We start from the raw sequence: 18,912 nt of genomic DNA, 5'->3' as shown, positions 1-18,912 counted from the left end.
TCGACAACCCCTGGCAGGGCTCAAAACCACCGTTTCTGACGGCGGTCAGGGAGTCGTTCGGCCCATCGTGAAGTTTCCGTAGTCCCAGTAGTCGCTGTGGTCCCTGTAGTCACCACCTTCCGGTGCGTCGTTCCGAGCACGGCGTGAGTTTTGCGTTCGTGCCGAGATTATATGAGAACGGCTATCGGCCATTTTTTACTCGCTGCTAATAAAAATACGAGACAGAACCATGAAACAACAAAAGCGTTCAGTCGCTCTATCTCTAATTGTTTTCACTGGCTTGATGAATCCGGCCATTTCCGCTTTCGCGGACGATGACGATGTTGCAACACGTCATACGGAGGCGCCTCCTAGTTCCCCGCCCAATTCCGAAGCGGACGCGCCTATCAGTAATCAGGCGAAGTCCAAAGGTTTTATAGAAGATTCACATTTCAACCTTCTTTTTCGCAGCTACACCGAACACTTCGAAGCGGATGGGATTAAAAAGAAGGACGCCTCGGTCCTCGGAAACCAGGCGGTGTTTGAATCGGGGTATACACGCGGATTATTCGGCGTCGGTTTTGATGCGTCGTTGTTCAGCGCGTTCAAGCTGAACGGCGGAGAAGGCGCCGGTAACCGCGTGCATTTGAATCACGACGGCCAAACCGGGCAGAATCAGCTGGCCTGGACGTACCCGGGCGTGTGGGATGTGAAAGCGCGGGTATCGAATACGGTTGTTAAATATGGTCAACAATTATTCGATAATCCCTTTCTCGTTCCCCACGATAACCGCGCACTGCCGCCCACTTACCGCGGTGTTTCTCTCGCGAGCGACGAAATCAAGAACCTGACGCTCAAGGCGGGTAGTGTCGACGCAGTGCTGGCGCGCGGCCAGACAAGCGTCTCCTCGTTGAGGACCGAATACGGCGGCATACACTTCAGCCGCTTCACGTTCGCGGGCGGCGATTACACACCCAATGACGATACGGCCGTGTCCTTATATGGCAGCCGTGCAGATAACGTGTGGGATCAATATTATCTGTCGCTGACACGCAGTATTGGCGATCCGTCGCAGATTCGCTGGACGGGCGGCCTGACCTATTACTATACCCATGACGTGGGGCAGAGCCGAGAAGGGTCCATCAATAACCACGCGTATAGCTTGCTGCTGTCGGGCACGCACAAGGCGCATACCATATCGGTCGGATTCCAGCAGATCGCGAGCAATCAGTTCTTCGATTATGTCGGCCAGTCGGCAGGCGATTATCTGGCGAATTCGCTGGATGTCGACTACAACGCGCCGCATGAAAAATCATTGCAGCTTGGTTATACGGTCAACATGGGCGAGTACGGTGTTCCGGGTCTGAAAATGACGCTGTGGACGGCATATGGATGGGGTGCGGATGCCACGGACATGGCGAATCGATACTCCGATCCATCGAACGCCCTGCATGATCTCTACTGGAAGAATGGTCAACCCGTTCATGGCACCCACTACGAGTTCGGTTTCATTCCGTCTTATACGTTGGGCTCTGGAAAACTGAAGGGAACGACCGCGAAGTTCTATTACATGCATCACCACGGCGGCCAATACTATTCGGATTCCAGCAGCGATGTTTATCGTTTGATGGTGAACGTTCCGGTCAACGTGTTTTAAGAAATCGACGGCCGTTGGACGGCCGATAGGGCGTGGTGAGCAGCGTGATGGGCGCTGCTCACCGGTGTGCAGCCCAGTCGATCAGGCGTGGGCGCTGAACCGCGCTTTCCGCCCGCCGGGCCCGCCCTGCGGGCTTTTTTCCATACGGGCAGCTAGCTTCGGCTTGGCGTCCGATAGAAACACTCAGCGTTGCACGCCCCAGCGGCGCACGGTGAGCCGTTCGAAGGTATCGAAAACGAGATGCTCCACGACCAAACCGATCACGATCACGGCAGCCAGTCCCGCGAATACGCGATCCGTATACAGCTCGTTACGGTTCTGAAAGATGTACCAGCCGAGCCCGCCATTTCCCGAGCTGGCGCCGAACACGAGTTCCGCTGCGATCAGTGTGCGCCATGCAAATGCCCAGCCCACGCGGAGCCCGGCGAGGATCGAGGGTAGTGCGGCTGGCACCAGAATCAACAGTACATGCCGAAGTCCTTTCAAGCCGTAATTGCGGCCAGTCATATGCAGCGTTTCCGGTACGGATTGAAAGCCGGAGTAGGTGTTCAACGCGAGCGGCCACAGCACCGAATGCACGAGCACGAACAGCAGGCTTCCGGTTCCCAGACCGAACCATAACAACGCGAGCGGCAGTAGCGCGATCGACGGTAACGGATTGAACATCGCGGTCAGCATGGACAGCAGATCGCGGCCAAAACGCGTGGACACAGCAAGCGACGTCAGCACGAACGCAAGCACCACGCCGAGCAGGTAACCTCTCAACAGCACGGACAGGGAGATCGCCGTTTTCGCAATAAGTTCACCCGACCAGATGCCTTGTACGAATGCCGATAATGTATCGGTGAAGGTAGGCAACAGCAGATCGTTTCCGACCGCGCGCGCAACCGCTTCCCAGATTCCGATCAGCACGAAAGCGATAAGCGCCTTGCGCAACCACGTCTGGTTCGCAAGCCGCTTTCCGAACGGCAACGGCGTCTCAATGGCGACATCCAGAAGCGGTTCTGGAACACGTTCGTATTCTTCGCGAACCGGCGGCACGAGCGCGATGGGCTCGAACGGCAATGTAGTCGGCCTGCTCATTGAACGGCCTCCGTGTCGTCGAACAGCAGCCGATGAATACGTGCGACGCTCTGCTGAAAGTCACTGCGTCCCGAGCTGTCCTTGGTGAATTGATGGCTGTTCAACTCGGCTCGCACGCGCCCGGGATGCGGCGTCAGCAGCAAAATCCGGTTGCCGACAATCAGCGCTTCCTCGATCGAGTGCGTGACGAACAACAACGTGAAACTCGCCTCGTCCCACAAGCGCAGCAGTTCTTCCTGCATCTTGCGCCGCGTGAGTGCGTCGAGTGCGGCGAACGGTTCGTCCATCAGCAGCACGCGTGGTTGCATCGCGAGTGCACGGGCGATCGCCACGCGCTGTTTCATGCCACCGGAGAGCGTGTGCGGGTAAGCATCGGCGAAAGCAGCGAGGCCGACCTTATCGAGGAAATGCAGCGCACGTTCGCGGGCTTCCGCGCGGCTCAGTTTCTTGGCGACGCGCAACGGGAACGCCACGTTTTGCAGCACCGTTTTCCACGGCGGCAGCTGGTCGAATTCCTGGAACACGACAATGCGATCGGCGCCTGGACCCTGCACGGGTTTGCCGTCGATCTGGATCGTCCCCGCAACCGGTTCGATAAAACCGGCGACCGCTTTGAGCAGCGTCGACTTGCCGCAACCGGACGGGCCGAGCAGAACGAACCGGTCGCCGCCATAGACGTCGAAGCTGACTTGATGCGTTGCACGCACGATGCGCTCGCGCGTGCGGTACTCGAGGTTGACGTTATCGACCGTGAGGAGCTTGGCGCTCGGCGCGGACGAATTATCGCGTTCAGGCGGCGGATAAAGGACAGTGGGATTGGCGGCCATGGCTGTGCGTTCATGCGTAAAACACGACCTTAGCGGGGCCTCATGCGCGCGTGAACCAATCATTGCGCATATTCAAAACACGCCGACGCATAAGCAACGGTTTTGCCGTTTCAGTGACGCGGACGGTCGCTTAAGCGATGGTCAAAAAAACGCCCGCCAAAAAGCAGCGGGCGTTCTCGCAACAGGTACATACAGCGATGAATCAGCTGCCACCGCCGAGCGCCGGATCGGCGAAAAAATAGTCTTGCCATGACTTCGGCTCGTTCTTGATCGCACCGACCCGATACATGAACTGTGCGAGCGCAAGCGTGTTCTGCGGCGCGATCTTGAACTGCGTGTCGGGGTTCTTGATGATGCCGACCAGCAGCGTGCGATCGATCCTGGCGTTGTTCACGCGGATATAGATATCGGCGGCGGCTTCTGGATTGGCCGATACGAAACGCGCGGCATCCGCGAGCGCCGCGATGAATGCGCGATACGTCTTTGGATTGTTATCGCGGAACTTTTCGGTCGCGTAGAGCACGGTGGCCGAGCTCGGACCACCGAGGACATTGTAGGAATTCAGCACGATGTGCGCCCTCGGATTGCCCGCCAGTTCTTGTTCCTGGAATGGCGGATTGCCGAAGTGTCCGGTGATCTCCGTGCCGCCGGCAATGATCGCGGCGGCCGCGTCAGGATGCGGAACGGCTTGCGTCAGCTTGTCGAGGCGATCGTAGTCCTTGTCGCCCCAACGCTTCGCGGCGGCGAATTGCAACACGCGCGACTGCACCGATACCGACACCGCCGGCACCGCGATACGGTCTTTCTCCGTGAAATCCGCGATGGTTTTCACGTTCGGATTATTCGATACGAGGTAATACGGCAGATTGCCGAGCGAGGCCACGCCCTTGACGTTCTGTTTGCCGTGCGTGCGGTCCCAGATTGTCATCAGCGGACCGACGCCTGCCCCCGCGATATCGATGGAACCGGACAACAGCGCGTCATTGACGGCCGCGCCGCCCGATAACTTCAGCCAGTCCACTTTGATATCGACGCCGGCTTTCTTGCCTTCCTGTTCGATCAGCTTCTGGTCGCGTGCGACGTTGAGCAGCAGATACACCACGCCGAACTGCTCCGCGATACGGATCGTTCCCTCGGCTCGCGCAGGAGGTGCTGCAACAAAAGAAGTAACGGCAAGGCAGAGCGACACAAGCGCCGCGGTCAAAGGGCGCGACAATGAACGAGAACCCGCAGGTCCTCGCCGGGAAAAAAGCGAAAGCGGCATCGAAAGTCCGAAGAAGTGTTTTTAGAATTGAAGTCGTACCTGGAAGCCAAGCGATCAGAACGGCGTGTCGCCTTCAATCGTCGTTCGATACATCTTTCTGCGCAGATGATCTGGCGTACCCGCTGCGAGGTGCATGAGCGAGCGGTTGTCCCAGAACACGAGGTCGTGTTCGCGCCATACGTGCCGGTAGACATGCTCGTCGCACACGCTGTGATCGAAGAGGGCTTGCAGCAAGTCGCGGCTCTCATCTTCTGGCAGCCCGATCACGCGCGTGGTGAAATGCTCGCTCACGAACAGCGCACGGCGGCCGGTTTCCGGATGCGTGCGCACGATCGGATGCACGACCGGTTCCACTTGCGCGATCTGTTCGGCGGAGAGGTTAGGGCGCCACGGGCTGCGCTTTTGCAGCTCGGCGTATTTCGCCAGATAAGTGTGCTCGGCGGAGCGCCCCTTGACCGCATCGCGCAGTGCTTGCGGTAGCGTGTCCCATGCCAGATGCATGTTGGCGAACAGCGTGTCGCCGCCTTCTGCCGGCAGTTCCTGCGCGTGCAGCAGCGAACCGAGGCTCGGTGTTTCCTTGTACGACAGATCCGAATGCCAGAAATGCCCGGCATCGCCGAGACCGATCGGCTTGCCGTTTTCCATCACGTTGGAGACGATCAAGATCTCGGGATGACCGCTCAACTGAAACTGGTGCAGCACGTGGATTTGCAACGGACCGAAGCGGCGGCTGAAGTTGATGTGCTGCTCGGGCGTGATGCGCTGGTCGCGGAACACAACTACGTGATGATCGAGATGCGCGCGATGGATGCGCTTGAAATCTTCGTCGGCCAGGGGCTGGCTCAGGTCGAGGCCGGTCACTTCGGCGCCTAAAGGCGCACCTTCGAACGGAATGATCTCGATGGTCTGGTGTGGGGATAAGGTCGTCACGCGGGACTCGTTAATTCGATTCGGGGGAAAAGCACTCCAGGCGAAGCGGCGGTGATGAACTGAAACAATACGCCGGAAAAGCCCAGGTCAGATACCGAATCTAAAATCCCGTGCGAACAAGGTCAACGAACCAAATCCCATACGCTTATCTGTTTTAGCGATAAACGGGCCGCTCCAGTAGAGGAGCGGCCGTGCGGACTTGCAGAATCATTACTGATGGTTGTGCGTCGGGTCGCTGCAATGCGCGCATCCCGCCGCGCTGTCATTCCATGATGACCCCAGGATCAGGCTGCAGAAATTGAGGCGTTTGTACGTCGGGTCCTTGAGCGCGAGGACATCGGCTTTCACGTTGCCGAACGTCGTTTCCGGTTTCTTGATCGTCCCGTGAGCGAAGGCGTCGATGATGCCTTCCTTGAAGTTCACCTCGCGCGGATGCACGGCGATCACCTGCTTGCGCTGGGAGTCGGTGAACTCGTCGTAAGCGAGGCCAAGCACGTCCATCTCCACACCCGCCGTGACCAGCGCGACCACCGGCTTCTTGTGCTGCGGAATTCCGGGCGTGGTGTGCAGCGCGATCGAATCCCAAACCTGTTCGATGTCCTGCTCGCCGATTCCATAACCCTTGAGGAAGTCGCGCGCGGCGTTCGCACCGTCGACTTCGAAGCGGTCATGCGGGCTGCTATAGGCATCGATCAGGCCCATGTCATGGAACATCGCGCCGATATAAAGCAATTCCGCGTCGAAGGCCAATTGACGCCGCTCGCCGGTCAGGGCGCCAAACAGGAACACGCGGCGCGAGTGGTTGTACAGCAGGTCCGGCTCGGTATCGCGGACAAGTTCAGTAGCGGCGCGCGCCATGGTGCTGTCGGGAATGCGGATGCCGGCAATGGTGGTGGTCATGTTCAATGTTCCTTGGATGTTGAGCTTGCCCTCGACGCCGCGAACGCCTTGTTAAAATGTGCAGGCCCGGGCGGATCATCGGGAGAAGCGGAAGGGGTGTGGACGACGAATCCAGTGTGGCGGCGAGCCGGCATGGCCGCAATGCGCCGTGTCCGTCGAAGTCTGCCAACCGTACGGCGTCTCCTGCCAAGCGCGTAGAACGCGCCCAAAAGCAGCCCTTTTCCATGGGACCGGAGTCAGCGCTAAAGCGCTGACTCCGGTCGACACAGGAGCACGACCTCATGCACAGCGTCGCCGTCGCGATTTTTCCGCAAGTGCAGGCGCTCGATGTAGCCGGTCCACTCGACGTATTCGCCGAAGCGAACAGCTTCCTGGCTCCCGGCGAGGGTTACGCGATCACGTTGGTCAGCGTGGACGATGCGCCGGTGCGCGCATCGAACGGTACGCGTTTGCTCGCGGACACAACGTGCGGAAAGCCGCAGCAGCGTTACGACATCGCGCTCGTTGCGGGCGGTCCGGCGCTGCCGTCCGATCCCCCCGATCCGCGCCTGAGCACCTGGTTGCGCGATGTTGCTTCACGGTGTGAGCGCTACGGTTCGATCTGCACCGGCGCGTTTGCGCTGGGCCATGCCGGTCTGATCGATGGCCGTCATGTCACGACCCACTGGCAAAATGCGCCGCAACTCGCAAGGCAATTTCCGCTTGCCCGGGTCGAGCTCGATCGCATTCATATCCGCGATGGCAATCTGGTTACGTCGGCGGGCGTGACGGCGGGTATCGATGTTGCACTCGCACTCGTCGCCGAGGATCACGGCCCGCGTATTGCGCTCGCTGTCGCCAAGCGGCTCGTTGTGTTCGCGCAGCGCCGTGGCGGCCAGTCGCAATTCAGCCCGTACCTGAGTGCGCCCGCCGATGAGACCTCACCCGCGGCGAAGGTGCAGGCGCATGTGATGGAGCATATCGGCGAGCGGATGACGGTCGAAAAGCTGGCGCAGATCGCGGGCATGAGCGAGCGTAATTTCGCGCGCGCGTTCGTCGAGGCGACCGGAGTGACACCGCATGATTTCGTGGAGCGAGCGCGTATTGATGCAGCGCGCAACGCGCTCGAAAGCAGCACGACGCCGTTGAAAACCATCGCGTATGAATGTGGCTTCGGCACTGCGGACAGGATGCGAATCGTGTTCCGGCAACGGCTGGGAGTGTCGCCGAACGATTACCGCCTGAGTTTTCTGAAGCTCGGGGCTTGATGGTGTTTATCGGTCACGACCTACGGACTGGGCGTGCGTTTTGTCTGCGGTTATGGGGACATATAAGTGTCAAAGATCAGGGCACAGCCGTCCAGCCGTCTGATACGGTGGAAGGGCTGCTGCACCGCGCCGACGACGCGTTGTAAGTTGGAGTTGGCAACAATGAATCTGGAGGTTTTAATGAAAGATGCTTATGAACGACGTGCGTTATTGCTGCATCTGGGCGATGTGCTGGAGGCACTGTCGTGCTTGTCGCGAAGCGGCCAGCGTTATGCCACGCTCGGTGACGCGATCGCCCGCGAGGACTCGTTGAGGGGATTTACATGGCTCGCCTATCTCGATGCCGGGATGTCGCCGCAACAGGTTACCGAGCGCGCGACCGCTGCGTTTTTCCTTTGGCCGAAAACCCTGCTCGATGAAGAACTGAACCGGTCGTTGCTGGCATCGACGGTGCAGCACGATCTCTTCACCGGCAACGCCGAGGGTTGGGAGGGTTACGTCGCGGAGCGCAGGAAGGACGTGGCATGGTTTGCGGAAGGTTTGCAGACACCACTGCCCGGTGCCAAACCGGAATCGCGTTTTAGCCGCTGGCCCTGGCCGGAAGAGTCCAGCGCGTCCTGAGCGTTTTTGTGGGCTCTTGCTCATGCTGACCACTCCTGCATCGAAGCTGGGACCGTTCGCACGTCCGTTGCCCGGGTGCTTGTCCACTGACACGTTTCCGGGCGCCGGGTTCAGCCTCTGATTTCGTGCGGCGCTCGCGCTCGACATCGCTTACCGCAATGGTGTTACGAAAGCAGGTCCTTAAGCGCCACGCGATAGTCCGCAAATGCGGAGTCCTGCTGCGCATGGTAACCGTCGACAACCACCGCGCGCCCGCCGGTGTAGACATCGCGAACCGGCTCGCCGCCGTGTTCGCAAAACACGAAGCCCGACAATATTTGCGACGGCGTTCGGTCCATGACCGCCGGATGATCGGCGTCGAGTACACAGAAATCGGCTCGCTGTCCGACCCGCAAGCCGGCTACCTCGCGTCCTGTCGCAGCAGCTCCGCCGGTTACCGCAGCACGATAAAGCCCGTCCGCGACCGCCGGTTCAGCAACCGATGCCAGCGCGTTCCTGCTCCGGTGCAAGAGGCGCTGGCCGTACTCGAGCAGTCGCAGTTCGGCGCGCACACTGACGCCCACATTGCTGTCCGAGCCGATGCCCCATCGGCCACCATCGGCGAGATAGCGGGGGGCATCGAAGAAACCGTCGCCGAGATTGGCCTCGGTCGTGGGACACAAGCCGACCGTCGCACCGCTCTTGGCTATGGCCGCATATTCGGCATTGGAGAGATGGGTTGCGTGCACGAGACACCAGCGTGCATCGACAGTCTGACGATCAAACAACCATTGCACTGGCCGCTGTCCGTGGGCAGCGATACAGTCGTCTACTTCCTTCGTCTGTTCGGCAACGTGGATATGCAGTGGGGCATCTAGATCGTCGTGCCGCAAGCCGCGCACCAATGCGTTCAACGACGCCTCCGATACCGCCCGCAGCGAATGCGGCGCCGCTCCGTAACACAGAGCGCCATGCGTGGGGTGATCGCGGCGCAGGCGCGCGAGCAGATCGAGAATCCATTCCGGCGACGAGATGAAACGTGCCTGATGCGCAAGCGGCGGCTGTTCGCCGAAGCCGCTGTATTGATACAGCACGGGGAGCAAGGTGAGGCCGATTCCAGCATCCTGCGCGGCGCCGATAATGCGCTCGGCGTGCTCCGCCGGATTGGCATACGGCTTGCCATTGGCCGCATGATGAACGTAGTGGAATTCGCAGACCGACGTATAACCCGCCTTCAGCATTTCAATGTACAGATGCCGGCTGATCGCTTCCAGATGAAAAGGTGTCAGCCGGTCCGCGAACCGGTACATCAGCGTGCGCCAGCTCCAGAAAGAATCGGCCGGGTTGCCGCGGGTTTCAGTCAGTCCTGCCATCGCGCGCTGGAATGCATGCGAGTGCAGGTTCGGCATGCCTGGGATCACGGGCCCGCGCGCGCGGGGAAAGCGAGCGTCGCGAGTGGCGTCGGGCGTGACGTGCGTCAGTTCGCCGGCTGCATTCCAGCGCAATGCCACATCGCGATGCCAACCGTCGAAGAGGAACGCGGCCGATGCAAAAAGACCGCCGCCGTGTTCCATGACGTACGACGCCGAAGTCATGCCGCCTGTTCGCGCGACAAGACCGCTTGCAGGAAACTGCGCGTGCGGGCTTCGCGCGGCGCCCCGAAAATTTGCGCCGGCGGTCCTGCCTCGATCACGCTGCCGTGATCCATCACCACGACCGTATCCGCAACATCGCGCGCAAAATTCATCTCATGCGTGACGATCAACATGGTCATGCCTTCACTCGCGAGCGTCTGCATGACCTGCAGCACTTCGCCGACCAGTTCGGGATCCAGTGCGGAAGTGGGTTCGTCGAAGAGCATCACTTGCGGGCGCATGGCAAGCGCCCGGGCAATCGCCACGCGCTGTTTCTGTCCACCGGACAGGGTGCCCGGATAAACGTCGGCCTTGTGTCCGAGCCCGACCTTCGCGAGCAGGGCGCGCGCTTGGCTTTCGGCATCCACGGCACTCGCGCGAGCCAGCGAGCGCGGCGCAAGCGTGACGTTCTGCAGCACGGTCAGATGCGGAAACAGGTTGAACGATTGAAACACCATGCCCACGTCTCGGCGGATGCGGTTCAGGCCGTTCTCATCGATCATCCGGCCGTTGTCCACGAGCGCGTGGCCGCAGATCCGGACCGTACCTTCTTCGGCGGTTTCCAGCCCGTTCAGGCAGCGCAGGAAGGTACTCTTGCCCGAGCCGCTCGGACCGATCACCACGATCACCTGCGACGGCTGCACGTCGATATCGATACCGTTCAATACCCGGTTCGCACCGAACGACTTCGCCAGTTGCCTGACTGAAACAATGGGTTCATTCGCGGTCGTGCTCATGGTCAGACCCTCCCGTCGGCACGCAGCGATTTTTCGGTCCTGCGCAGCACCAGCGACGTCGCGCTCGTGAGGATCAGGTAAATGAACGCGATCGCTATATACACTTCCAGCGACCGGTACGACACGCTGATGATCTTCTCGCCTTCGTGCATCAGGTCGTTGATCGTCAGTAGCGAGACCAGCGCTGAGTTCTTGATCAACGCAATGAACTCGTTCCCGAGCGGCGGGATCATGCGCACGAACGCCTGCGGCAGGATCACCTTGCGCATGGCCATTCGATAAGGCATCCCAAGCGATCGTGCCGCTTCCATCTGGCCGCGATCCACCGATTGAATCGACCCGCGCACGATCTCCGACACATAAGCGCCGCTATAAACGCCCAAGCCCAGCACGCCGCACGCAAATGCGGGCAGCATGATGCCGAACTGCGGCAGGCCGAAGAACAGGATGAAAAGCTGTACGAGCAGTGGCGTGCCGCGTATGAACGTGAGATACGCGGTGCAAAGGCCGTAGATCACGCGGCGCTGCGGCGCGAGTCTGCCGATACCCACCAGCAGGCCCAGCACGCAGCCGAGTACGAGCGAGCAGGCCGTGACTTCGATCGTCGTCGCAGCGCCTGTCGCGAGCGCTTCCCAGCCTGCCCATACGGGAGAAAAATCGAGCGTCATCGGTTAATCCTGTGAGGGGCGGCGTATCACTGCTTGCCGAACCACTTCGTCGTAAGCGCGTCGTAAGTACCGTTCGCACGCAACGTCTGCAGCGCCTTGTTCATCTCCGCGGTCAGCGCGGTTTCGTCCTTGCGCAGTGCGAAGCCGTACAACTCGGTAGTGAGGCCCTTGTCCAGGACGCGCACGTTGGGCTGCACCTTCGCGTATTCCACGGCGGCGGGGCGGCCGGTGACCGCGGCATCGGCGCGGCCGATGTTCACGAGATCGAACATCTCCTGATTCTTTTCAACTTCCACGCGCTGCACTTTCGGATAGTTGTCTTTCAGGAAAGCCACCGATTTCGTGCCGACCTGGACGGTCACCTTTTTACCGTCGAGATCGGCGGGCGTCTTGATCGACGTGTCGTTCTTGCGCACCAGCACCACGAGACCACCCTTGTAGTACGGGTCGGTGAAATCGACGACCTTGCGGCGCTCATCCGTCATATAGATGCCTGACGCGGCGACGTCGAAGCGATTCGCGATCAGCCCCGGAATCAGCCCCTTGAAGTCGATGTCCACCCACTGCACTTTCTTGCCGATCGTCTTGGCCATGGCCTCGATCAACTCGATATCGAAGCCCGTGCGCTTGCCGTCTTTTACGAATTCGAGCGGCGGAAAGGTCGCGTCAGTGGCAACGCGGATGGTGTCGTCGGCAGCGCGGGCGGCGGGTGCAGCCGCCACGCTGACGAGGACGGCGAGCGCGAGGGCGGAAAAAGCCTGGGTCAGTTTCATGCTGGTTTCCTTGATGCGTGGGCAAGCAAAGTTGAAAGTAAAATGGCTCAAAGCTTGTAACTGATGCGGTCTGCCGCGGCGCGCGTGAGTTGCGCCAGCTCGGCTTCGCGTCCCGCAATCCGCGCGACGGGTGCCATCAACGTGATGGTTCCTTCCAGCCGTCCCACGTCCGATACGAGCGGCGCGCTCACGCCCCATACGCCGATATCGACCTCGCTTTCGCTCGTCGCAAAGCGCCGGCGGCGAATTTCTTCCAGTTGTGCCCGCAGCGCCGCGACAGCTTCAGGGTCATCGGGCGCACTGTCGGCGATCAGGACGTCGGCCTGGGCTTCGGGCAGGAACGCGAGCAGTGCTTTCGCCGAGGCTCCGCGTGTCAGCGGATGCGCGCGGCCGCGGGCGAACGAGCAGCGCAGCGGCTGGTCGCTTTCGACCATCGACAGGCACACCACCGCGTCGTTGATCGGCACCAGCAAGCCGACACTCTCGCCGGTCCGCTCTACGAGCACGCGGATTTCGTCGCGGCTTTGGGTCACGAGTTGTGCGTTCTGGTCGAAGCCCCACGCGAGTTGCACGCTGGACGGACCCGGCTCGAACAGGCCGGAATTTGCGTGCTCCTGCAAGAGTCCCCACTGCTTGAGCGAGCTCAGCAGCCGGTACACGGTCGACAACGGCGCACCGATTTCCGCTGCGATCTGCTTGGCGCCTATCGGCCGTCCCGCACGCGCGACGCTGGTCAGCGCGTGGAGCACGCGATCGACAACGGAGGAAGATTCGGCTGGTTGTTTCATGCCGAAAGTCTCTCTCGCCAATTCTCAAAAAAAGAAATCAATTCTTATTGCATGGGAAAATCATCTCGTGGAGCGGGTCTTTTCCACTCTCGCCTCATGCTGATCGGCAAAAAAAGCCGGCTTGCGGGAGAATCCGGGCGTTGCGCGCCCAATCGCTCAGTCGCTAAAAAACCGGCCACGAGTACCCGCGCCGCATCCTCAAGGACCGAGACATGGACTATCTGACAAGCCTCAAAGTGTTCCGCGCGGTCGTGGAGGCGAAAAGCTTTACGCGTGCCGCCGATATCCTTGGCGTGTCGCCGCCGGTTGTGTCGCGCGCCATCGCCACCCTCGAACAGCGGCTGGGCAACCGGCTCTTCCACCGCACTACGCGGCACATCTCGCTGACCGAAACCGCCGAGCAATTCTTCGCGGGCTGTACGCGCGTGCTGGATGAGCTCGACGCACTGGAGGCGCAGGCGTCCGATCGCACCAGCGACCCCACCGGCATGCTGCGCCTGGTCGCCCACACGACCGCAACGGTCAACCGGCTGGTGCCGCTGATCGCGACCTTCCGCCGCCGATACCCCCTGATCGGACTCGACGTGACCCTGACCGAGCGTCCCGTGGACCTGGTGGCGGACGGCTTCGATCTCGGTGTGGTGTTGCCCTTCATGCTGACCAGTGACACCACCGTCACGCGCCTGCTCGAGCGTATTCCGCTGGTCATCGTGGTGACGCCGGGGTATCTGGAGGGCAAGCAGCGGCCCGTCCATCCGTCCGACCTCGCCGGGTATGAGTTCGTCGCCATGCACGCATCGATCCGCAAGCCGCTGCTGACGTTCCGGCTCGATGGCGGTGAGCAGATCACCGTGCCGCTGAAGGCGGACGTGACATCGAATAATGCGGTGTTCAATCGCGAACTGGTGTTGCAGGGCTTCGGCTTGGGCGTGTTGCCGGCTGCGCTGGTGCGCGACGAACTGGCGTCGGGCAAGCTGGTGTCGCTGCTGGACGACTTTGAAATAGTCGACGGCGCGATCGAAATCCGGCTGGCGTACAGCAGCCGCACATTGCTGCCGGCGAAAGTGCGGGCGTTCATCGAACATGCCGCCGAATTCTTCGAGACCTGAGCGTCCCGGACAAGTTTTAATCTTCATTCCGCATCGATTCCCGTTCGATTGTTAACCGATTCGTCATTAATTGATGCGTGAGATGACGGTTGACGTCGTGCATATGCACACATAATCTGTGCACATGCACACACGACTTCCTAGCCATGACGATTGTTTTGCGGTCCGCCAGGCTGCGCGGCACATCTCGCAGTTATACGAGCGGCATTTGTCGGCGGTACAGATTACGCCGACGCAATTCAGCATCGTCTCCGCGCTTGCGCGTATGCCGGAGATGACGATGGCTGAGCTCGCCCAGGCGATGGTGATGGAGCGCACGACGCTCGTCCGGGTGCTGCAGCCGCTGCTGCGCAGCGGCCTGGTGCTGGCGGAGCTGGGCGGACCGTGCCGGCGGCGTTTGCAGCTGACGCTGACTGAAGGCGGCCGGGCGAAGCTCGCCGACGCACTTCGGCACTGGCAGGCAGCACAAGACGAGTTCGAAGCGAAGTTCGGACGCCGGCAGGCAGCGCGTCTGCGGCGCGAGCTGTTTCGCCTGACGAGCGAATGAGCGTGACCAGCGTGTCTCAACAACCATCCGATGCAACCAACAGGACCCACCGATGACTACTCCTTCCTCACCGCTTCCGTCTACCGCCGCGCCCACGGCTGAGCGCGAAGCGCGGCGGCCTTTTCGTATCGGCTGGATGCCGCTCGCGATCACCGTGGTGGTGATCGTGCTGGCTGCCGCTGCGACCTATTGGTTCACCGTGCTGCGTTTCATTCAAAGCACGGACGACGCGTACGTCGGCGGCAACGTAACCGTGATGGCGCCGAAAGTGAACGGTTTCGTCGCCGAACTGCTGGTCTCCGATAACCAGCGCGTCAAGGCCAACCAGGTGCTGATCCACCTCGACTCGCGCGACTACGACGCAAGGCTCGCGCAGGCGAATGCCGACGTGCAGAGCGCGCGTGCCGCCGTCGCCGAGCTCGAAGCGAAACAGCAATTGCAGGCCGCCGTGATCAACCAGAGCCAGGCGGAAGTGCGGGCGTCGTCGGCCGAAGTCACGCGCAGCGCGTCCGACCAGGTGCGTTACCGGCAACTCGTCAAGGACGAAGCGGTGTCGAACCAGGTAGTCGAACGTGCCGACGCGGATTACCTGAAGGCGCGTGCCACGCTTGATAACAGCAACGCAGCGGCGCTTGCTGCGCAGCGCCAGCTGGCCGTGCTTGCCGCGCAGATCGACGACGCCCGTGCGCGTGTCGCCACTGCCGAAGCATTGCGTCGGGTGGCCGAGCTGAACGTGGAGTACACGACCATTCGCGCGCCTGTGGACGGTTATGTCGGCAACCGGACAGCGCGTGTGGGCATGCTTGCGAACACGGGGGCATCGCTGCTCACCATCGTGCCCGCCGATGGCTTGTGGGTCGACGCCAACTTTAAGGAAGACCAGTTGAAGAAGATGCATGTGGGCGATCGCGCGGACATCTCGCTCGATGCCTCCAGCGAGACCATCCACGGTCATGTGGAAAGCCTGGCGCCCGCGACCGGCGCGACCTTCAGCGTGCTGCCACCCGAGAATGCGACCGGCAACTTTACGAAGATCGTGCAGCGCGTGCCGGTGCGGATTCGCCTGGATGCATCGAATGACATGCAGAACGTGCTGCGCGCCGGGCTCTCGGCAACGGTTAAGGTTCACCTCGACAGTGCGAGCCGTTCATGACCTCATCCGTTCCGCTTAACCCCGCCAATCAGCCCACGAAACAGCGTGTTTTTGCGTTCGCGCTGATGTGCCTCGGCTTTTTCATGGCGACGCTCGACATCCAGATCGTGGCGTCGTCGCTGAAGGATATCGGCGGCGGTTTGTCCGCGAGTCAGGACGAACTCTCGTGGGTGCAGACCGCGTACCTGATCGCCGAAATCCTCGTGATCCCGATGTCCGGCTGGCTCTCCAAAGTCTTTTCCACGCGTTGGTTGTTCGTCGCGTCGGCCGTGGGCTTCACCGTCACGAGCATGCTGTGCGGCCTCGCATGGGACATCAATTCGATGATCCTGTTCCGTGGTCTGCAAGGCGCGGCCGGCGCCGCGATGATCCCGACCGTTTTCACCACGGCATTCGTGCTGTTCCCCGGCAAGCAACGGCTGATTGCATCGACGACAATCGGCGCGCTCGCTTCGCTCGCACCGGCGATCGGGCCGGTGATCGGCGGCTGGATCACGTCGCAATGGTCGTGGCACTGGTTGTTCTACCTGAACCTTGTACCGGGGCTCGTTGTTGCGTTCCTGGTGCCAAAGTTCGTGCATATCGACGAACCCGATCTGTCGTTATTGAAGAAGGGCGATTACCTCGGCATTGCGTTGATGTCGGGTTTTCTCGGCTGCCTTGAATATGTGCTCGAGGAAGGCCCGCGCAAGAACTGGTTCGGTGACGACGTGATCATCACCTGCACCTGGATCTCCGCCATCTGCGGTTTCCTGTTCATCGTGCATGCGTTCACCGCGAAAGATCCGATAGTGGATTTGCGCGCGCTCGCCGTCAGGAACTTTGCAATTGGCTGTTTGCTGTCGTTCGTGACGGGCATCGGCATCTTTGTCGCGGTGTTTCTCACGCCGCTGTTTTTAAGCCGCGTGCGCGATCTGGATTCGCTGCAGATCGGTATCGCGTTGCTTTCGGTGGGCGTATTCCAGTTGCTCGCGCTCGGCGCCTATGCGTTGGCTTCGCGCCTTGTCGACATGCGCTGGTTGTTGCTCTTCGGTCTCGTGTGTTTCGGTCTCGGCTGCTATTTCTACGTGCCGCTTACGAACGACTGGGGCTGGCAGCAACTGCTGCTGCCGCAGGCGCTGCGCGGGATCGGCCAGCAGTTCGCGGTGCCGCCCATTGTGACGATGGCGCTGGGGTCGCTGCCGCAATCGCGTCTCAAGTCAGCGAGCGGCCTGTTCAACCTGATGCGCAATCTTGGCGGTGCGATCGGCATTGCGGTCAGTGCGACCATGCTCAATGACCGGCTGAATTTTCACTATTTGCGGATCAGCGAAAGCGTCACGACGGGCAGCCCAGAAACCGAAGCGTTCCTGTCGCGGCAGTTCGCGCACTGGGGATCGGTCGCAGGAGATGCGTTGAACGCGACGAACGCAGGCCTCGCCAATCTGCACGCCCTGGTGTTTCGCGAAGCGCTGGTGATGACCTTCTCCGACACCTTCTACGTACTCGCGATGTGCTTCGCCGTCGGCATAGTCAGCGTGATTTTCGTGCGGCCTATCGGCGCTGCGCCGCCTTCTCCTGACGCTCATTGAGATCGATCATGTACAAGCTTTTGTTATCACTTGCGGCAAGCCTGACGCTCGCGGCGTGCGCCGTGCAGCCCGCGAGCCATGCGGATTTGCCGTCGACCGTGCAGTCAATCGCACCATCGGACTGGAGCGTCGACGCCCCGCAAGACAGCGCGGATTCCGCTGTGTGGTGGCAGCAATTCGGCGATCCCGTGCTGCATGAACTGGTGACGTCGGTGCTCAACCAGAACCTCGATGTGCAAGCTGCGCTCGAGCGCGTGAAGCAGGCCCAGGCCGTTACCACACAGCGTCGCGCGGCTCTTCTGCCGGAACTCGATGCGACCGCCACGGCGGCCGATGTGCGCCAGAACACGCCGCCGCCGCTGGGATATGTACGTCAGGCGGGTGCCGGCTTGGCCCTTAATTGGACACCCGATGTATTCGGCGGCGAGCGTCTCGAGTTGCTGGCGTCAGAAGCGCAATTGACGGGCCGTCAACACGCCGTCGATGAACTTCGTCTCGCGCTCGCGGCGAACACGGCGTCGGCGTATGTGGATTTGCGCTGGGCGCAAAGCGAGCAAAAAATCCTGCGGGACAACATCGCGATCCGGGAGCGCGCGCTGCGTCTCACGCAGGAACGGCTGCAATACGGGCTCTCGCCGCGGCTCGACGTTACCCGCGCACAGAATCAGTTGAGCGATTTGCAGGCGCGTTTGCCGCGCGTGGCATCCACCATTCAGCATCAGCTAAGCCTGATCGCGGTGTACTCGGGGCGCACGCCTGAGTCGGTGGATGCCCTGGTGCTCGCCACGCCCGGCACCATTCCGACACCTTCCAGCGCCGTGCCTCAGATGTTGCCCTCGGAGGCGTTGCTGCGCCGTCCCGATGTCCGCAGCGCCTACGCCGAGCTAACGCAACGTGCAGCGGAAGTGGGCGTCGCGAAAGCGGACCGTTACCCGAAGTTTTCGCTGCAACTGACTGATGGTTTGCTGGCATCGTCATATCTCGGCTTGCCCACGCTCACCGACAACCTCTTTAGCGCCGCGCTCAACGCAACCAGTCCGATCTTCAACGCCGGCCGCATAACGGCAGGCATTGAGCAGAGCGAAAGCCGCATGCGCGAGTCCGATTTGCATCTCCGTCAGACCATGCTGCAGGCACTGAAAGACGTGGAAGACACGCGCAGCGATCTCGTTAGCACGTCGGAACAGGCCGACCGCCTGAACGACGCGTTGCAATCCTCCGATCAGTCGCTGCGCCTCTCCACGCAGCTTTATAAGGGCGGTGCGAGCGGTTTCCTGGATGTCCTCGCGGCGCAGGAAGCGTATCTGCAAGACTCGGATGCGCTGAATCAGGCGAGGCGCGAGCATGCGCTGGCAGCGGTCGCGTTGTACCGTTCGCTCGGCGGCGGCTGGAGCGAAACGAAACAGGAGTGATGCGCTGTGCGCGGCTCGGGTAACATCGGGCAT

At 61.0% G+C, this 18,912-nt stretch carries 18 protein-coding genes; 8 read left to right on the top strand and 10 right to left on the bottom strand.

The window, feature by feature from the left end:
- Positions 1 to 229: 229 nt before the first annotated feature.
- Complete coding sequence (locus EOS_RS11090; RefSeq protein WP_047846660.1) at positions 230 to 1,636, top strand: OprD family outer membrane porin; 1,407 nt, start codon at positions 230 to 232, stop codon at positions 1,634 to 1,636.
- A 183-nt stretch (positions 1,637 to 1,819) separates the two neighbouring features.
- Here the strand turns inward: EOS_RS11090 and EOS_RS11085 are convergent, their stop codons facing one another.
- The 5 genes from EOS_RS11085 to EOS_RS11065 form a co-directional block, all read right to left on the bottom strand.
- Positions 1,820 to 2,719 carry an ABC transporter permease gene (locus EOS_RS11085; protein WP_047846659.1) on the bottom strand — a complete coding sequence of 300 codons (900 nt, stop codon included), beginning with the start codon at positions 2,717 to 2,719 and terminating at the stop codon, positions 1,820 to 1,822.
- Positions 2,716 to 3,546 (bottom strand): ABC transporter ATP-binding protein, encoded by an 831-nt coding sequence (locus tag EOS_RS11080; protein ID WP_047846658.1) that lies wholly within the window; start codon positions 3,544 to 3,546, stop codon positions 2,716 to 2,718. Before EOS_RS11080 ends, EOS_RS11085 begins: the two co-directional genes overlap by 4 nt.
- A gap of 202 nt (positions 3,547 to 3,748) precedes the next feature.
- Entirely contained in the window at positions 3,749 to 4,810 is a 1,062-nt protein-coding gene (locus tag EOS_RS11075; protein ID WP_047846657.1) for an ABC transporter substrate-binding protein, read from the bottom strand.
- 54 nt (positions 4,811 to 4,864) lie between these two features.
- Entirely contained in the window at positions 4,865 to 5,740 is an 876-nt protein-coding gene (locus tag EOS_RS11070; protein WP_047846656.1) for a TauD/TfdA dioxygenase family protein, read from the bottom strand.
- A gap of 210 nt (positions 5,741 to 5,950) precedes the next feature.
- A complete protein-coding gene (locus EOS_RS11065; protein WP_047846655.1) occupies positions 5,951 to 6,640 on the bottom strand; it encodes an HD domain-containing protein in 690 nt (229 codons plus the stop codon).
- Positions 6,641 to 6,921: 281 nt separating this feature from the next.
- Between EOS_RS11065 and EOS_RS11060 the strand changes: the two genes are divergently transcribed.
- The gene (locus EOS_RS11060; RefSeq protein WP_047846654.1) at positions 6,922 to 7,887 is read left to right on the top strand and encodes a GlxA family transcriptional regulator; all 966 of its coding nucleotides are present in this window, start codon (positions 6,922 to 6,924) and stop codon (positions 7,885 to 7,887) included.
- A gap of 180 nt (positions 7,888 to 8,067) precedes the next feature.
- Complete coding sequence (locus EOS_RS11055; protein WP_047846653.1) at positions 8,068 to 8,508, top strand: hypothetical protein; 441 nt, start codon at positions 8,068 to 8,070, stop codon at positions 8,506 to 8,508.
- Between the two features lie 164 nt (positions 8,509 to 8,672).
- On the opposite strand, the gene EOS_RS11050 is transcribed toward EOS_RS11055, so the two are convergent.
- Genes EOS_RS11050 through EOS_RS11030 form a run of 5 tightly spaced genes read right to left on the bottom strand, consistent with a single transcriptional unit; the run spans position 8,673 to position 13,087 of the window.
- Positions 8,673 to 10,082: a formimidoylglutamate deiminase gene (locus tag EOS_RS11050; RefSeq protein ID WP_047846652.1), complete on the bottom strand. Its 1,410-nt coding sequence runs from the start codon at positions 10,080 to 10,082 to the stop codon at positions 8,673 to 8,675.
- Complete coding sequence (locus tag EOS_RS11045) at positions 10,079 to 10,858, bottom strand: amino acid ABC transporter ATP-binding protein (protein ID WP_047846651.1); 780 nt, start codon at positions 10,856 to 10,858, stop codon at positions 10,079 to 10,081. Before EOS_RS11045 ends, EOS_RS11050 begins: the two co-directional genes overlap by 4 nt.
- Positions 10,859 to 10,860: 2 nt before the next feature.
- Positions 10,861 to 11,526 carry an amino acid ABC transporter permease gene (locus EOS_RS11040; RefSeq protein ID WP_047846650.1) on the bottom strand — a complete coding sequence of 222 codons (666 nt, stop codon included), beginning with the start codon at positions 11,524 to 11,526 and terminating at the stop codon, positions 10,861 to 10,863.
- 26 nt (positions 11,527 to 11,552) lie between these two features.
- A complete protein-coding gene (locus tag EOS_RS11035) occupies positions 11,553 to 12,299 on the bottom strand; it encodes a transporter substrate-binding domain-containing protein (protein ID WP_047846649.1) in 747 nt (248 codons plus the stop codon).
- 47 nt (positions 12,300 to 12,346) lie between these two features.
- Positions 12,347 to 13,087 carry an IclR family transcriptional regulator gene (locus tag EOS_RS11030; protein WP_047846648.1) on the bottom strand — a complete coding sequence of 247 codons (741 nt, stop codon included), beginning with the start codon at positions 13,085 to 13,087 and terminating at the stop codon, positions 12,347 to 12,349.
- Positions 13,088 to 13,299: 212 nt separating this feature from the next.
- Between EOS_RS11030 and EOS_RS11025 the strand changes: the two genes are divergently transcribed.
- The 5 genes from EOS_RS11025 to EOS_RS11005 all read left to right on the top strand — a co-directional run bounded on the left by EOS_RS11025 (position 13,300) and on the right by EOS_RS11005 (position 18,879).
- A complete protein-coding gene (locus tag EOS_RS11025; RefSeq protein WP_047846647.1) occupies positions 13,300 to 14,196 on the top strand; it encodes a LysR family transcriptional regulator in 897 nt (298 codons plus the stop codon).
- A gap of 124 nt (positions 14,197 to 14,320) precedes the next feature.
- On the top strand, positions 14,321 to 14,743 hold the full coding sequence (locus tag EOS_RS11020) for a MarR family winged helix-turn-helix transcriptional regulator (protein WP_047846646.1): 423 nt from the start codon (positions 14,321 to 14,323) through the stop codon (positions 14,741 to 14,743).
- A gap of 52 nt (positions 14,744 to 14,795) precedes the next feature.
- Complete coding sequence (locus EOS_RS11015) at positions 14,796 to 15,896, top strand: HlyD family secretion protein (protein WP_047846645.1); 1,101 nt, start codon at positions 14,796 to 14,798, stop codon at positions 15,894 to 15,896.
- Entirely contained in the window at positions 15,893 to 17,467 is a 1,575-nt protein-coding gene (locus tag EOS_RS11010; RefSeq protein ID WP_047846644.1) for a DHA2 family efflux MFS transporter permease subunit, read from the top strand. Before EOS_RS11015 ends, EOS_RS11010 begins: the two co-directional genes overlap by 4 nt.
- 8 nt (positions 17,468 to 17,475) lie before the next feature.
- Entirely contained in the window at positions 17,476 to 18,879 is a 1,404-nt protein-coding gene (locus tag EOS_RS11005; RefSeq protein WP_235442775.1) for an efflux transporter outer membrane subunit, read from the top strand.
- The last annotated feature ends 33 nt before the right edge of the window (positions 18,880 to 18,912 follow it).

Origin of the sequence: Caballeronia mineralivorans PML1(12), assembly GCF_001028175.1 — a bacterium.
GTDB classification, from domain to species: Bacteria; Pseudomonadota; Gammaproteobacteria; order Burkholderiales; family Burkholderiaceae; genus Caballeronia; species Caballeronia mineralivorans.
This window is presented reverse-complemented; position numbering and strand designations above follow the sequence as displayed.

Excerpts from the sequence above, each read along its gene's own strand:
- EOS_RS11090 (WP_047846660.1), top strand. The coding sequence starts at position 230 with ATGAAACAACAAAAGCGTTCAGTCGCTCTATCTCTAATTGTTTTCACT.
- EOS_RS11085 (WP_047846659.1), bottom strand. The coding sequence starts at position 2,719 with ATGAGCAGGCCGACTACATTGCCGTTCGAGCCCATCGCGCTCGTGCCG.
- EOS_RS11080 (WP_047846658.1), bottom strand. The coding sequence starts at position 3,546 with ATGGCCGCCAATCCCACTGTCCTTTATCCGCCGCCTGAACGCGATAAT.
- EOS_RS11075 (WP_047846657.1), bottom strand. The coding sequence starts at position 4,810 with ATGCCGCTTTCGCTTTTTTCCCGGCGAGGACCTGCGGGTTCTCGTTCA.
- EOS_RS11065 (WP_047846655.1), bottom strand. The coding sequence starts at position 6,640 with ATGACCACCACCATTGCCGGCATCCGCATTCCCGACAGCACCATGGCG.
- EOS_RS11060 (WP_047846654.1), top strand. The coding sequence starts at position 6,922 with ATGCACAGCGTCGCCGTCGCGATTTTTCCGCAAGTGCAGGCGCTCGAT.
- EOS_RS11055 (WP_047846653.1), top strand. The coding sequence starts at position 8,068 with ATGAAAGATGCTTATGAACGACGTGCGTTATTGCTGCATCTGGGCGAT.
- EOS_RS11050 (WP_047846652.1), bottom strand. The coding sequence starts at position 10,082 with ATGACTTCGGCGTCGTACGTCATGGAACACGGCGGCGGTCTTTTTGCA.
- EOS_RS11045 (WP_047846651.1), bottom strand. The coding sequence starts at position 10,858 with ATGAGCACGACCGCGAATGAACCCATTGTTTCAGTCAGGCAACTGGCG.
- EOS_RS11040 (WP_047846650.1), bottom strand. The coding sequence starts at position 11,526 with ATGACGCTCGATTTTTCTCCCGTATGGGCAGGCTGGGAAGCGCTCGCG.
- EOS_RS11035 (WP_047846649.1), bottom strand. The coding sequence starts at position 12,299 with ATGAAACTGACCCAGGCTTTTTCCGCCCTCGCGCTCGCCGTCCTCGTC.
- EOS_RS11030 (WP_047846648.1), bottom strand. The coding sequence starts at position 13,087 with ATGAAACAACCAGCCGAATCTTCCTCCGTTGTCGATCGCGTGCTCCAC.
- EOS_RS11025 (WP_047846647.1), top strand. The coding sequence starts at position 13,300 with ATGGACTATCTGACAAGCCTCAAAGTGTTCCGCGCGGTCGTGGAGGCG.
- EOS_RS11020 (WP_047846646.1), top strand. The coding sequence starts at position 14,321 with ATGCACACACGACTTCCTAGCCATGACGATTGTTTTGCGGTCCGCCAG.
- EOS_RS11015 (WP_047846645.1), top strand. The coding sequence starts at position 14,796 with ATGACTACTCCTTCCTCACCGCTTCCGTCTACCGCCGCGCCCACGGCT.
- EOS_RS11010 (WP_047846644.1), top strand. The coding sequence starts at position 15,893 with ATGACCTCATCCGTTCCGCTTAACCCCGCCAATCAGCCCACGAAACAG.
- EOS_RS11005 (WP_235442775.1), top strand. The coding sequence starts at position 17,476 with ATGTACAAGCTTTTGTTATCACTTGCGGCAAGCCTGACGCTCGCGGCG.